This is a genomic window from Erythrobacter litoralis HTCC2594, from assembly GCF_000013005.1.
Lineage (GTDB): Bacteria > Pseudomonadota > Alphaproteobacteria > Sphingomonadales > Sphingomonadaceae > Parerythrobacter > Parerythrobacter litoralis_A.
The window spans coordinates 2490727-2504300 of record NC_007722.1 but is presented as its reverse complement, the minus strand read 5'-3'; the positions used below and the strand labels follow the sequence as shown (position 1 = coordinate 2504300).

The 13574-nt window shown below is 65.1% G+C and carries 12 protein-coding genes; 9 read left to right on the top strand and 3 right to left on the bottom strand.

The window, feature by feature from the left end; translation table 11 throughout:
• Nucleotides 1–152: 152 nt before the first annotated feature.
• The 4 genes from EL2594_RS12180 to EL2594_RS12165 all read left to right on the top strand — a co-directional run bounded on the left by EL2594_RS12180 (nt 153) and on the right by EL2594_RS12165 (nt 5233).
• Nucleotides 153–1811, top strand: a complete 1659-nt coding sequence (locus EL2594_RS12180; protein WP_011415390.1) for an alkaline phosphatase D family protein — start codon at nt 153–155, stop codon at nt 1809–1811.
• Nucleotides 1812–1888: 77 nt separating this feature from the next.
• Nucleotides 1889–2161, top strand: coding sequence for a hypothetical protein (locus EL2594_RS12175; protein WP_041685330.1), 273 nt, complete (start codon nt 1889–1891; stop codon nt 2159–2161).
• A 304-nt stretch (nt 2162–2465) separates the two neighbouring features.
• Nucleotides 2466–4484, top strand: coding sequence for a threonine--tRNA ligase (thrS, locus tag EL2594_RS12170; protein ID WP_011415388.1), 2019 nt, complete (start codon nt 2466–2468; stop codon nt 4482–4484).
• A gap of 5 nt (nt 4485–4489) precedes the next feature.
• Nucleotides 4490–5233, top strand: a complete 744-nt coding sequence (locus tag EL2594_RS12165) for a sulfite exporter TauE/SafE family protein (protein WP_011415387.1) — start codon at nt 4490–4492, stop codon at nt 5231–5233.
• Here EL2594_RS12165 and EL2594_RS12160 read toward each other — a convergent pair.
• Nucleotides 5230–6036, bottom strand: a complete 807-nt coding sequence (locus EL2594_RS12160) for a DUF1223 domain-containing protein (RefSeq protein ID WP_011415386.1) — start codon at nt 6034–6036, stop codon at nt 5230–5232. The two genes, EL2594_RS12165 and EL2594_RS12160, sit on opposite strands and share 4 nt — an antisense overlap.
• Here EL2594_RS12160 and EL2594_RS12155 point away from each other — a divergent pair.
• Nucleotides 6035–6247 (top strand): hypothetical protein, encoded by a 213-nt coding sequence (locus EL2594_RS12155; protein ID WP_011415385.1) that lies wholly within the window; start codon nt 6035–6037, stop codon nt 6245–6247. The genes EL2594_RS12160 and EL2594_RS12155 overlap by 2 nt on opposite strands.
• Nucleotides 6248–6254: 7 nt before the next feature.
• On the opposite strand, the gene EL2594_RS12150 is transcribed toward EL2594_RS12155, so the two are convergent.
• Both EL2594_RS12150 and EL2594_RS12145 read right to left on the bottom strand, forming a co-directional pair.
• On the bottom strand, nt 6255–7226 hold the full coding sequence (locus tag EL2594_RS12150) for an agmatine deiminase family protein (protein WP_011415384.1): 972 nt from the start codon (nt 7224–7226) through the stop codon (nt 6255–6257).
• A gap of 151 nt (nt 7227–7377) precedes the next feature.
• Nucleotides 7378–9063: a M28 family metallopeptidase gene (locus EL2594_RS12145; RefSeq protein WP_041685326.1), complete on the bottom strand. Its 1686-nt coding sequence runs from the start codon at nt 9061–9063 to the stop codon at nt 7378–7380.
• A 104-nt stretch (nt 9064–9167) separates the two neighbouring features.
• Between EL2594_RS12145 and EL2594_RS12140 the strand changes: the two genes are divergently transcribed.
• The 4 genes from EL2594_RS12140 to EL2594_RS12130 all read left to right on the top strand — a co-directional run bounded on the left by EL2594_RS12140 (nt 9168) and on the right by EL2594_RS12130 (nt 13477).
• The gene (locus tag EL2594_RS12140; protein ID WP_011415382.1) at nt 9168–11867 is read left to right on the top strand and encodes a bifunctional [glutamine synthetase] adenylyltransferase/[glutamine synthetase]-adenylyl-L-tyrosine phosphorylase; all 2700 of its coding nucleotides are present in this window, start codon (nt 9168–9170) and stop codon (nt 11865–11867) included.
• Nucleotides 11867–12340, top strand: coding sequence for a peroxiredoxin (locus tag EL2594_RS12135; RefSeq protein WP_011415381.1), 474 nt, complete (start codon nt 11867–11869; stop codon nt 12338–12340). The genes EL2594_RS12140 and EL2594_RS12135 overlap by 1 nt, the downstream gene beginning before the upstream one ends.
• 118 nt (nt 12341–12458) lie before the next feature.
• The gene (locus EL2594_RS15665) at nt 12459–12671 is read left to right on the top strand and encodes a DUF455 family protein (RefSeq protein WP_233994275.1); all 213 of its coding nucleotides are present in this window, start codon (nt 12459–12461) and stop codon (nt 12669–12671) included.
• Nucleotides 12672–12775: 104 nt separating this feature from the next.
• Nucleotides 12776–13477: a M23 family metallopeptidase gene (locus EL2594_RS12130; protein ID WP_011415380.1), complete on the top strand. Its 702-nt coding sequence runs from the start codon at nt 12776–12778 to the stop codon at nt 13475–13477.
• Nucleotides 13478–13574 lie beyond the last annotated feature (97 nt).

Genomic DNA, 13574 nt, shown 5'->3' with positions numbered 1-13574 from the left:
GCTTCCTTTCGTTTATGGAAAGCACACTTGTCACTTATCCTCGCAGAAGTCAAGCAGTCTTGTCATATTGAACAGGCTCCTTTCCGTGAGCGGCTGACTGACTTGTAGCCGTCACGCTTGAAGGGCATGGGATCGGGCAAGAGGAGACCGCGATGATTTCGACCGAACTGCCCGCCGCCGCCCGATTGCCCGCGCTCGACCGGCGCGGCCTGCTCAAGGGCATCGGCCTCGGCGCCGGGCTGGTTTCGGTGCCGCTCTCGGCACGGATCGGCGAGCGGGGCTTCACCCATGGCGTCGCCAGCGGCGAACCCGGCGCCACGTCAGTGCTGCTATGGTCGCGCTACGTTGCCGAGCAAACGACCATGGTGGCGTGGGAGGTGAAGGAAGCCGACGGCGGCCAGGTCGTGGCGGGCGGGGAAATCGAAGCTTCGCCGGACAGCGACTGGTGCATCAAGCCCAGGGCGGAAGGTCTGCGTCCGGGCGCCTGGTATCTCTATCGCTTCCGCGACGCCGCCGGGAATGTGTCGGAGGAAGGGCGCACGCGCACGCTGCCGCAGGGCGCGGTCGACCGCTTCCGCATGGCGGTCTTCTCCTGCGCCAATATCGGCTACGGCTGGTTCAACGCCTACCGCCACGCCGCCGAAAGCAACGCCTTCGACCTGCTGGTCCATACCGGCGACTATTTCTACGAATACCAGCCGGGACGCTATCCCTCCGCCGACCAAGCGCTGCCCGGCCGCTTCCTCGACCCGCGCTCGGAAACCGTCAACCTGGCCGATTATCGCTTGCGCCATGCGACCTATCGCCGCGATCCGGATTTGCGCCGCCTGACCCAGCTTTATCCGATGATCCTAGGCTGGGACGACCACGAAAGCGCCAACGACAGCTACGCGACCGGCGCCGAAAACCACCAGCCCGAGACCGAAGGCGAATGGAGTGTGCGCAAACGGGCGGCGGTGCGCGCCTATCGCGAATGGCTGCCGGTGAGCGACGAGGACTGGGCGAGCTACGAGATCGGCGATCTCGCCACGATCTTCCGCCTCGAAACGCGGCTCGAGGCCCGTTCCAAACAGTTCAGCATCGGCGATGTGCTGCAAGAAAAATCGTCGCCCGAAGAGGCCATGCGAGCCCTGATAGCATTCCGGGATGGCGACTATCGCGATCCGGCACGCACGGTGCTGGGTGCCCAGCAGGAGACATGGCTCGCCGATGGTCTCAGGCGCTCGAAAGCGGCGGGCAAGACTTGGCAGGTGCTCGCGCAGCAGGTGTTGATGGGATCCTCGCGTACGCCGGGTTCGCTCGCCACCGCCGTTGGCGATGCCATCCCCGAATTCGCGCGCCAGCGCCTGCTGGCCGCGGTGCTGGCGGGGTCCGCCGGCATACCCTTCAATATGGACGCATGGGACGGCTATCCCGCAGCGCGCGAGCGCCTGTTCGCGGCATCGCTCGAGGCCGGTGCCGATCTGTTGGTGCTGGCGGGCGACACGCATAATGCGTGGGCATTCGAGCTCGATCATGCGGGCGAAAAGGTCGGCGTCGAATTCGGCGGACAGAGCGTCACGTCGCCGGGCGCCGAAAGCTACCTGTCGGCCATCGATCCCAGGACCTTTGCGAGCGGCATCGTTTCCGAGAACCCGCAGCTCAAATGGGCCGACACCTCGCAGCGCGGCTATCTCGCGGTCGAACTGACGCCCGAACGCGCAATTGCGGACTATCATTTCCTCGGCTCGATCCGCCAACAGGGCACCGCGCTCGCCGGGACCAAGCGCATCACCTCTGTTGCGGGCAGCCGGACGCTCGACATCGGTTGAACGGTTGTCGGTCTGCGGCAAGGCCGCTGGAACTTTTGCCGGTCTATCCCGTTGATTTCCCAAAGAAGGAGATTGACATGATTGGCAAGATGATCGGCGCCCTCGTGGGCGGAAAGCTGGCACAGAACGCACGCGGCATCGGCGGCCCGACCGGGGCCGTCATTGGCGCGGCGGTTCCGATGGTCCTGCGCCGCCTGAGCCTGCCTGCAATGGTGGCGATGGGCGTGGGCGGCTATGCGGTAAAGAAATACATGGACCGCAAGGAAGAGCCGAAAACGGATACGCCCGCCACCAACGTGTCGGAACTGCCCAAACAGCCGGCATCGGTCCCGCAACCGACCGCAGCATAAGACAACCGATTCGAATTCAAGGGCTCGCGCCGTCATGGTGCGGGCCCTTTTCCGTCGTCATTGAAAATTCGGCGGTGCGGGGTTATGTCTCTGCACATGGCACCGCATGTCTGCACGACCACTACGACCAATACCCTCGGGTTCCGGGGGCGGGCGGTCGTGGTCTGACGCGACTGGCTGCCGCCCGGGATCGGGCGGCAAGCGGCGAAGCCTCCCGGTTAATTCCCCTATCCCGATCGTCGCCCCTTTCGGCGCGCGCCCGCATGTGCAAAAGGCGCGCGCGACAATGCAGGACGTTTGAGCGATGACGGAACTACTGAAAATCAGCCTGCCCGATGGCTCGGTGCGCGAAATGGAAGCGGGCGCCACGCCCGCCGATGTCGCGGCGGCGATCGGCCCGGGCCTCGCCAAGGCTGCGCTGGCGGCGAAAGTCGACGGCGAAGTCCGCGATCTCAACCGCCCCTTCGAAGGCGATGCCGAACTCGCGCTGATCACGTCGCGCGACGAGGAAGAAGCGCTCGAGCTGGCGCGGCACGACTACGCGCATGTCCTGGCGGAAGCGGTGCAGGCGCTGTGGCCCGGCACACAGATCACCTTCGGCCCGGCGACCGACGACGGTTTCTATTACGATGTCAAAGCGCCTGACAGTCGCGATCCCTTCGGCATGGACGATCTGCCTGCCATCGAAGAAAAGATGCGCGAGATCATCAAGGCCGACAAGCCGCTGGTGCGCGAGGTCTGGAGCCGCGAGCAGCTGATCGAGAAATGGGAAGCCGAAGGCGAGGTCTTCAAGGCCGAGTGGGCCAAGGAACTGCCCGAGGACGAGGAACTGACCGTCTATTGGTCCGGCGAACCGGGCGGCGAGGATTCCTGGCTCGACATGTGCCGCGGCCCGCATCTTGCGAGCACGGGCAAGCTCGATCCACAGGCGTTCAAGCTGATGCGCGTGGCCGGGGCCTATTGGCGCGGCGACCAGCGCAATCCGCAGCTGACGCGTATCTACGGCACCGGTTGGCTCAACAAGAAGCAGCTCAACGCGCATCTCCACCGGCTGGAGGAAGCGGCCAAGCGCGACCACCGCAAGCTGGGCCGCGAGATGGATCTCTTCCACCTGCAGGAAGAGGCGCATGGCAGCGTTTTCTGGCATCCGCAGGGCTACAAGATCTGGCGCGAGTTGGAGGCTTACATGCGCCGCAAGATGGACGGCGCGGGTTATCGCGAGATCAAGACGCCGCAGGTGATGGACGCGCGCCAATGGGAGCAGTCCGGCCACTGGGGCAAATATCGCGAGAACATGTTCGTGATACCCGACGAGATCCCGAACACCGAGGACGAGGGCGAATTGGTGTCGAAGGACGCCGACTGGATGGCGCTGAAGCCGATGAATTGCCCGGCGCACGTGCTCGTCTTCAAGCAGGGCATCACCTCCTATCGCGACCTGCCGATCCGGCTCGGCGAGATGGGCTGCTGTCACCGCAACGAGCCGCATGGCGCGCTCCACGGCCTCATGCGCGTGCGCCAGTTCACGCAGGACGATGCGCATATCTTCTGCACCGAAGACCAGGTCGTCGAAGAGGTCCGCGCTTTCTGCAAGCTGGCGGATGAAGTCTATCGCGACTTCGGATTCGATTACGACGTCAAGCTGGCGCTGCGTCCGGAACAGCGGTTCGGCTCCGAAGAAGATTGGGACAAGGCCGAGCAGGAATTGCGCGATGCCGTCGCCGAAGCGGGCATGGCCAATGACGATTATGGTTGGGAGGAGCTGCCCGGCGAAGGTGCGTTCTATGCGCCCAAGCTCGAATGGCACCTGACCGATGCGATCGGGCGGACCTGGCAGGTCGGCACGATCCAGGGAGACCGCGTGCTGCCCGAACGTCTCGACGCGACCTATGTCGGCGAGGATGGCGGCAAGCACCGCCCGGTCATGCTGCACCGCGCGATCTTCGGCTCCTACGAGCGCTTCATCGGCATCCTGATCGAGCATTTTGCCGGCCGCCTGCCGGTATGGCTCGCCCCGACGCAGGCGGTCGTTGCGACCATCGTCAGCGATGCCGACGGCTATGCGAAGGAGGCCGTGGCCAAGCTCGAGGCGGCGGGCATTCGCGTCGATGGCGACCTGCGCAACGAGAAGATCAACTTCAAGGTGCGCGAACACTCGCTGGCCAAGGTCCCGCACCTGCTGGTGGTCGGCAAGCGCGAGGCAGAAGAAGGCACGGTCGCGGTCCGCACGCTGGGCGAAAAGGAGCAGCAGGTGATGAGCCTCGATGATGCCATCGCCATGCTCAAGGACGCCGCGACACCGCCAGACCTGCGCGACGGCTAAAGCGCGTGGACCTGCTGGCGGACTATTCCGCGCTCCAGATCGGCGCAGCCTTGCTGGCGACCTTCGGCTCCGCCTTCGTGCGCGGGCTGACCGGCTTCGGCATGGCGATCCTGCTGGTGCCGGTGCTGGCGCTCGCCCTTTCGCCGGTCGAGGCGGTGCTGGTCGCCAATGGCCTGTCGCTGATGATCGGGCTGACCGAAGCCAAGCGACTGGTGCGGGGGGCTGAGAAGTCGGCGTGGACGCTGTCGGCGATCCTTTTGCTGGTGACGCCTTTTGGCCTGTGGGCGCTGTCCGTCACAACGCCCAACATCGCGCGGCTCGTTATTGCGCTTATCGCCCTGTCCGCCTTCGCCGCAATCCTGCTGCCGCGCCGTGCTGCGACGCCGCCGGGCAGGGCGACGACGGGCGGGGTCGGGATCGTGAGCGGCCTCATGACAGGCTATGCCGGTATGCCGGGGCCACCGGTTGTGCCCTACTACGTCGGACGCGATATTCCTCGCGAGACCGCCAAGGCGTCGATGATGCTGGTGTTCACCTTCGCGGGGCTAGCTGGCGTTATTTCCGCGGTCGCGCTCGGTATCTTCGAAATCAGCCTAGGCGCGCTGTCGCTGCTGCTCTTTCCGGCTGTCCTGTTCGGAAATGGGGTAGGCCACCATGCCTCGGGGCGCGTGAGCGACCTGATATGGCGCAGCTTCGTCGGTTTGATCCTCGGCGGTGCCGCAATCGCGGCTTTGACGCGGCTGCTTTAGGCCGCAGGCAGAATACGCCCGGTGAGGATCGGGCCGGCCTCGCCTTCGCGCACGATCACGGCATAGGCGTTGGCACCATCAATCGAGCGATCGCGCGGTGCGATCATGTAGCTCGCGCCATCGCCTGCCAGCGTGCCGAGCGAGCGCTCGCCTTTCCAGACATTGATGTAGGTGACCGAGCGTCCGCCATTCTCGCCACGCCCGATGCGGACCGTCTCGCTGCGGTCGAGCCCGACCAGCTGGACATTGGCAGGATCCGCGCCCGCGCCGGTGATCATCACTTCCGTGGTGCCGTCCGGCTTGTCGGAGGTTTCGACTTGCGGAAGTTCGGCAAACCGCGCCTGGGAAATCAGCCCGCGCAAATCGGCCTCGCGCGAGCCGACCACGCCGGTCGCGCCGTTCACGACGGCCTGCGGTGTATAGACCCCGTTGCGTCCGCCCAACGTGCGGCGGGCATAGGCACGTTGCAGGGTCGTGTTGGCTTCCTTGCCAAGCGTGTCGGTCCAGCCGAGCCGGTCCCAATAGGTCACGGGCCGCTCGATCACGCGCAGGTTGGGCTCTTCGGCCAGCCGTCCGGCCAGGCGGTCGGCAGGCGGACAGGACGAACAGCCCTGGCTGGTGAAGAACTCGACGACCACCGGCTGCGTCGCGTGCGTGGCGTCTGAACCGGAGGCTTGTTGCGTCATCATGCGCTTGTCTTCCGCAGTCGCGGTGTCGGCACCGGAAGCATTGTTGAAGTGGACCGTGCCGACGGTCACGCCTGCGGCGAGCAGGGCAGCGGAGATCCAGAGAGCTTTGTTCATGGCGAATGTCCCGAAAGTGTTCAGCGAGTCATTCGAGAGCCGGGCCGGATCGGTTACGCGCGGCGGACGGAAAATCTACCAGGCGCTGGCCAGTATCAGCGCCAACGCGCAGGTGCACACGATCATGCCGCGCATTTCGTCGGCGGCGCTCGATGCGAGGGCAAGGGCGCGGGCTTTGCTCATGGCCGCAGGATGCGCCGCCGCCTGCTAAGGAACGGTTAAATCCGATCTGTGTCCAGCAAGGGCTTCTGCTGGCTGGCGCAATGAAAGCCGCCGCCGCCTGCCAGCACGGCATCGGCGGGCAGACCGACGGTTTCACGATCCGGAAAAAGCCCCGCGATGGCGGCGACGCCTTCCTCATCTTGCGGTGAGCCGAAGGTCGGCACCACCACCAGGAAGGTGGTGATCGCGAAGTTGACGTAGCTTGCCGGTTCGACCTTGCCGTCACGCTCGATCCGGCCGGGCGATGGGATTTCCGCCACCTCCACGCCGATTGCCTCGGCGCGCGCCTTGGCATCGGCATAAATCGCCGCATTGGGATCGTCCGGGCCGTTCGCACGCGGCAGGCAGAGCCGGTTCGGCGCAAAGAAGCGCGCAAGATTGTCGACATGGCCATCGGTATGGTCGTTAAGCAAGCCATCGCCGAGCCAGAGGACGCGATCGAAGCCGAGATCCCGGCAAAGCGCCGCTTCGATATCGCCCCGGTCCATATGCGGGTTGCGATTGGGATTGAGCAGGCATTGCTCGGTCGTCACCACCAGACCCGTCCCGTCACCATCGATCGCGCCGCCTTCCAGCACCCAGTCGCGAGTGAACAGCGGCAGACCCGCATCGCGCGCCAGTTCCGCGCCGATCGCCTCGTCGCCGGGCATTTCGTATTTGCCGCCCCAGCCGTTGAAACCGCAGCGCAGGGCGGACCCATCGCCGCGCACCAGCGGCCCAGTGTCGCGCAGCCAGATATCGCCGTAGACGCGGCGCTCGAGCTTTACATCGGCAGACACAAGCTCTTGCGCCCGCGCTTCGTTGGCGGCGTCGCGGACCAGCAACCGCACTTGCTGGCCGCTTTCCGTCACAGCGTTGGCGAAGACAGCGATCTGCTCCTGCGCGCGTTCAAGATGGTCCGGCCATTCCTCGGCCAAGTGCGGAAAGCCGATCCACAGCCAGTCCTGCGGCGCCCATTCGGGCGGCATGAGGATAGACACCACCTTTATCCGTCATCCCCGCGAAGGCGGGGATCCAGACAAGGGTGGCGGCCATGACCGACGGACAAACAAAGCGGGCGCATTTTTATTTCGAGGCGTCAGCTGGGCCCCTGCCTTCGCAGGGGTGACGACCTGCGGTCTAACACCCTTCGCCCGCCGCGCAGCTTTCGTCGCGCGTGGCCTTGAACTCGTCGCCCTCGACCCAGTTCGGCCAGCTGGTGCTCTCGGCAAGCATTCGCCCGATGCGATAGAACAGCTGCAGGTCCTGCATCACGCCCGACCAGTCCCAGCTTTCGTCGAACTCGTCCTTCGGTCCGTGATAGCGGTTGTCGCGATAATCGGCAGCTACTGCGGCGCCAGCCTCGCGGCCGCCCTCGACCAAATCTTCACCGCCATCGACATAGAGCATCGGTACGCCCCGCTTGGCGAAGGCGAAATGGTCGGAGCGATAGTAATAGCCCGCTTCCGGATTGGGGTTGGGCGTCGCCACCCGGCCATCGAGATCGAGCGCCTTGTTGAGGAAATCGTCGAGCCGCGACTTGCCGGGCCCCACCACGGTCACATCCTTGCTTGGCCCCGCGACAAGGAAGGCATCCATGTTGATCCCCCCGACCGTCTGGCTGAGCGGGAAGACCGGGTTCGCGGCGTAGTAATCCGCACCGAGCAGGCCCGATTCCTCAGCCGTCACCGCGAGGAAAACCAGGCTGCGCTTGGGCGCGCCGGCCTTGGCATGGGCTTCGGCCAGCGCCACCAGCGCGGCAGTGCCGGTCGCATTGTCGATCGCGCCGTTGCAGATATCGTCGCCATCGGGCGCAGGCGTACAGCGGCCCAGGTGATCCCAGTGCGCGGTGTGGAGGACATATTCGTCCGGCCGCTCGCTGCCCGGCAATACGCCGATCACGTTCTGCGACTGGAAGGTGCGGATATCGTTGCGGAAGGAGGTCGACATGGTCAGCCCCAGCGGGACCGGCTTGAAACCCGGTTTCTTCGCCGCTTCTGCCAGTTCGTCGAAATCCTGCCCGGCGGCTTCGACGATCCGGCGCGCGACCTCATTCTGCAACCAGCCATTCATCTGCGTCATCTGCGGAGCGTTGTCGCCGCGCTGGGCATAGGCCTGTGGCCCCGACCAGCTCGATTCGACGACGTTCCAGCCGTAAGAGGCAGGTTCGGTATCGTGCACGACGAGTGCCGCAGTGGCGCCCTGCCGCCCGGCTTCCTCGTATTTGTAGGTCCAGCGGCCATAATAGGTCATGGCCTTGCCGTTGAAGGTGCCTTCGAGGCCCTCGGTATCGAAATCGGGATCGTTGACTAGGATGACGGCCGTCTTGCCGGTCATGTCAACGCCTTCGTAATCGTTCCAGTCACGCTCGTCGGCCTTGATGCCGTAGCCGACGAAGACGAGCTCGCTTTCCTCGATGCTGGTTTCGACCTGCTCCTGGTAGGTTACGCCGACCCAGTCCTGTGCGAAGTCGAAAGAGAGGTCGACGCCGTCGCCGGACACCGTCAGCGGCGCGAAATCCTTGCCGGTGATCTCGACCAGCGGGACCTGCTGCACCCAGCTGCCGTTATTGCCGGGCTCCAGCCCCGCCGCCGCGAACCGCTCGGTCAGCAGTTCCACGGTCAGTCTTTCGCCTTCGGTTCCGGGCATCCGGCCGCCGAATTCGTCGGACGACAGCTCGCGCGTGATGTCGACCATCGTCGCTTCGCTGATATCGCCCGGCTCCACGTCGGGGATATCGAGGCTGTCGCCGGCGCTGCCGGGCAGCGCGCCGTCGCATCCGGCGAGCGCGAGCGCTGCCGAGGCAGCGAAGATCATACGTTTCATGAGAGGCATCCTGTCTTTGAATATGCTGGTCGCCTTCTCGCAAAGCGGCGGGCGGTGCGCAAGGGCGCTTGCAGAGCGGGGCTGCGCGGGGCAGGGCTACAGCCATGGGAGCGGCAGGCGCAGCGGACTGGCAATCGGCCCTCGACAGGGCGCGGGCACACGCGCCATTCCTCGCGCGCGGACTCGACCGGCAGCCGGAACTGGCCGAATTGTTGCTGGCAGGAGATGGCGAAGGAGCGCTGGCGTGGGCGCGCCGCCGGGGCGAACACGAGAACACAGGCCTGGCACTGCGGCGCGAACGGCTGGCCCATGCCGTGGCTCTGGCGGTCGGCGACCTGGCCGGGGCGTTCCCGGTCGAACGCGTCATGCGCGAATTGTCCGATCTTGCGGATCGGTCGCTTGATTGCGCCATTTCGGCAGCGATCCGGCGCCGGGTGGAGGATGCCGGATCGGACGGGTTCTTCGCGCTGGCTCTGGGCAAGCATGGCGCAGGCGAACTCAATTACAGTTCCGACATCGACCCGATCCTGCTCTACGATCCCGAGAGGCTCGCGCGGCGCGAACGTGACGGGCCGGGCGAAGCGGCCCAGCGCTACGCCCGCGAAATCGTCAAGCTGCTCTCCGAAGTGACCGACGAGGGTTATGTCTTCCGGGTCGACCTGCGCCTGCGCCCGGCATCGGAAGTCAGCCCTCTGGCGGTGTCCTGCAACGCCGCACTGTCGCACTACGAGAGCTCGGCGCTGGCATGGGAGCGTGCCGCGTTCATCCGCGCCCGTGCGGCGGCTGGCGACGTCGGCGCAGGCGAGAGATTTCTCAAGCACATCGAACCCTTCGTCTGGCGGCGCAGCCTCGATTTCGGAGCGATCGAGGAGATCGGTCGCCTGACGACCCGCATTCGCGAGAATTACAAGGGGACGCAGAAACCCGGGCCGGGCTTCGACCTAAAGAAGGGGCGCGGGGGCATTCGCGAGATCGAGTTCTTCGGGCAGACCTATCAACTGATCCATGGTGGCCGCACGCCTTCGTTGCGTGTGCGCGGGACACGGCAAGCCCTCGATAGCCTTGCCGAGGCCGAGTTGATCGTGCGCGAGGATGCCGACATGCTGGGCGCGTCCTACGACAGGCTGCGGGTGCTCGAACACCGGTTGCAGATGGTCAACGACCGTCAGACGCACGCGCTGCCTTCGGGCGAAGCGCTCGATGCCGTGGCGCGGCTCGACGGTCTCGCCGACGGGGCGGCGCTTGTCGCCGAGCTCGAGCGACTGACGGAAAATGTCGGCACGCGCTTCGACCAGTTGCTGGAAACCACCACCAGCCCCGACCGCGCGCGGCCGGTCGCCGAAGTGAAGGCGGGCCTGGCCGCGGAGGGTGACGGGCGCGGCGCGGAGCTCGTCGACCGCATCGAAAACTGGCTGAATGCCGGCTACCGCACGCTGCGCAGCACGAGTGCGCGCGAAGCCTTCCGGGCCATCGTTCCCGATATGGTGGCCGCGCTGGAAACGGCGCCCGATGCCGACCGCGCGCTGTTGCGGTTCGAGCGGTTGCTCGCCAATTTGCCAAGCGCGATCAACCTGTTCCGGCTGCTCGACGCGCGCCCTGCCCTGCTCGAGCTGCTGCTGCGCATTCTTGTCTTCGCGCCGCCGCTGGCGGACGAACTCGGACGGCAAGCCACCTTGCTCGACACGCTGATCGACCGCACGGCGCTCGACCTGCCGCCCGACGTGGCTGAACTGGCGGCGCGAATGCGGCGGACCGATCCCGATGCGCCTTACGAGAAACTGCTGGACCGGATTCGCATCGTCACCGGCGAACAACGCTTTGCGCTGGGCGTGCAACTTGTCGAGGCCGCACACGACCCGCTCGCAATCGCTGCCGGCCTGTCGCGACTGGCCGAGGCCGGCCTGCAGGTCGCGGTGGACGAGGCCAGCGTCGAATTCGCCAAGGTGCATGGCCGGATCGAAGGCGGCGAACTGATCGTACTCGGACTCGGCAGGCTGGGAGGTGAAGCGCTCACCCATGCATCCGACCTCGATCTCGTCTATCTCTTCACCGGCGAGACTTCGACCGAGTCCGATGGCGAGAGACCGCTCGGCGCGACGCTTTATTATAACCGCCTGGCCCAGCGTGTCAGTGCGGCGCTCAGCGTGCCGACGGCTGAAGGGGCGCTCTATGAAATCGACACGCGGCTGCGCCCGCAGGGCAAACAGGGGCCACTGGCGGTCAGCGTCGAAAGCTTCGCCAAGTACCAGCGCGAGGCAGCATGGACGTGGGAGCATATGGCGCTGACCCGGGCACGCGTCGTGGCGGGCTCGGCCCCCGCGCGCGAAGCGATCGGAACAATACTGGAGGAGGTGCTTGCCGCGCCGCGCGATGCGGAAAAACTGCGCGAAGACGTGCTGGCGATGCGGGCGGAGATTACCGCGCACAAGCCGCCCAAGGGGCCGCTCGACGCCAAGCTGGTTCGCGGCGGGCTCGTCGATCTGGAATTCCTGGTCCACTTCCTGCAATTGCGCGAGGCCACCGCTCTTCGTCCGCAGCTGGGGGAGGCCTGCAGGCTGCTGGTCGAGGAGGACTTGCTGCCACCATCGCTGACCGACGCGCATGATTTCCTCACCAGCCTCATCGTCAGCGTGCGGCTGTTCGCGCCCGATCTCGTGATGCCCGAAGGCCCTTCGGCAGAGGTGCTGGCTCAGGGTTGCGGCTGTGCTGGTCCGAAGGCCCTCTTGCATTCCCTGCGCCAGGCGCGGCAGAGCGTCGCCGAAGCTTGGCAGACCGTGTTCGAGCAGGAACTGGAGATCGACTGATGAGCGAACGTCCCCACGAAGGCGATCCGATGCCCGATATCGTCATGGAGACCCCCGATGGCGGCAGCGTGAAGCCGTCGGATTATGCAGGCAGGAAGCTCGTGCTGTTCTTCTATCCGAAGGATAATACGCCGGGCTGTACGACCGAAGCGACTGAGTTTTCGGCGGCCAAGGCGGATTTCGAGAAAGCAGGTTGCGCGATCCTGGGGGTGAGCAAGGATTCGCCGAAGAAGCATCAGAATTTCATCGCCAAGCACGGGCTTACGGTCGACCTGGCGACCGACGCGCAGGACGCTGGGCTTTCCGATGCGCTGGAAATCTGGACCGAGAAGAAGATGTACGGGAAGACCTTCATGGGAATGGTCCGCACCACCTACCTGGTCGACACAGACGGCACGATCGCCCGCGTATGGGACAAGGTGAAGGTGAAGGGCCACGTCGACGAAGCGCTGGCGGCGGCGCAGTCTCTTTGAGAAAAGCCCCGCCTTCCTTCGCGGTCGTACCGATGATGCTGGAGGCGCGGGGGCTCGACGCCACGTCGGCGACGCTGAAACGTATGCGTTCGCAGGGCGATGTCAGCGCGCAAAGATTTTGGAGAGGATACTTGACGACGAAATCCACGATGTCGGTTTCGGCATCAAGCATCTTGTCGCAATGGCCAAATCCTTAGGGGAATCACCGCGGAAGCGCTGGAAAACGCTGGTCGAGTCGCACTGCAGAGGTGGGATTTGGCCGCCATTCAACGACTCGGCGCGTCTTGCAGCCGGTTTGTCGCGAGACTTTTATGACAGCCTTGCGTCTTAAGATTTTGGCTCGATAACACGAACCCACCAAGCGGGCATTGGTTCCCGCGTCACAAAAAACAGGGTCTGCGGCGTCGGGACGCGCCGTATCCGAAGGACGGGTTCGTGATTTCATTTCTCAAGGCTACGGCCAAGACCGGTGCACTTATTGCAGCATCGCTGACCGTAGGGATCGTATCGCCAGCAAGTGCCAACACCAGCGCTTCTGCCGCGTCTGTCGAAGTGACCAAGCCGGTCAAGGAATCGGCGTCGCCGCTGGGCAAGGGCGACGACCAGTTCCGCGAGCTGTTCGCGCAGTGGGAAGGGCTCGACAAGGGCACCGGCTCCAGCACCACGAAGACGCGCAGCAGCGGGGTCTCCATTCCCTCTCGCATGCCGCTCGAAGGCGCGAGCCTGACGAGCGGTTACGGCATGCGTACTCACCCGGTCCTGGGTGGCCGCCGCAGCCACAAGGGCGTCGACCTCGCCGCGCCGACCGGTACGCCGGTCTATGCCACGGGCGACGGGCTCGTCGAAATGGCGCAATGGTTCTCGAGCTACGGCAAGTACATCCAGATCGGTCACGGCAACGATCTCGAAACGCGCTTCGCGCATCTTTCGCGCATCGTCGTCGACAAGGGCGAATTCGTGCAGAAGGGCGATCTGATCGGTTATGTCGGCTCGACCGGACGCTCGACCGGGCCGCACCTGCATTACGAAGTCCGCGTGGGCGGGGTTGCGGTCAATCCGATCCCCTATATGGTCGAGAGCGACACGCAGATCGCCTTCGCCGAAGCGACCGGTCGCGGCGCAGTCGGCGGCGACTGACATATCGAGTTTCCGCTATAAAGCGGCTTGGACATCAGGAGAGGGTGTCCTTCAATGGGCGGCGGGTCATCCCGCCGCCTTTTTTGTGTTCGCAGGC

What these genes read in the sequence shown, in the direction of transcription:
- EL2594_RS12180 (WP_011415390.1), top strand. Translation starts at nt 153, where the DNA reads ATGATTTCGACCGAACTGCCCGCCGCCGCCCGATTGCCCGCGCTCGAC.
- EL2594_RS12175 (WP_041685330.1), top strand. Translation starts at nt 1,889, where the DNA reads ATGATTGGCAAGATGATCGGCGCCCTCGTGGGCGGAAAGCTGGCACAG.
- thrS (WP_011415388.1), top strand. Translation starts at nt 2,466, where the DNA reads ATGACGGAACTACTGAAAATCAGCCTGCCCGATGGCTCGGTGCGCGAA.
- EL2594_RS12155 (WP_011415385.1), top strand. Translation starts at nt 6,035, where the DNA reads ATGGCGAATGTCCCGAAAGTGTTCAGCGAGTCATTCGAGAGCCGGGCC.
- EL2594_RS12160 (WP_011415386.1), bottom strand. Translation starts at nt 6,036, where the DNA reads ATGAACAAAGCTCTCTGGATCTCCGCTGCCCTGCTCGCCGCAGGCGTG.
- EL2594_RS12150 (WP_011415384.1), bottom strand. Translation starts at nt 7,226, where the DNA reads ATGCCGCCCGAATGGGCGCCGCAGGACTGGCTGTGGATCGGCTTTCCG.
- EL2594_RS12145 (WP_041685326.1), bottom strand. Translation starts at nt 9,063, where the DNA reads ATGAAACGTATGATCTTCGCTGCCTCGGCAGCGCTCGCGCTCGCCGGA.
- EL2594_RS12140 (WP_011415382.1), top strand. Translation starts at nt 9,168, where the DNA reads ATGGGAGCGGCAGGCGCAGCGGACTGGCAATCGGCCCTCGACAGGGCG.
- EL2594_RS12135 (WP_011415381.1), top strand. Translation starts at nt 11,867, where the DNA reads ATGAGCGAACGTCCCCACGAAGGCGATCCGATGCCCGATATCGTCATG.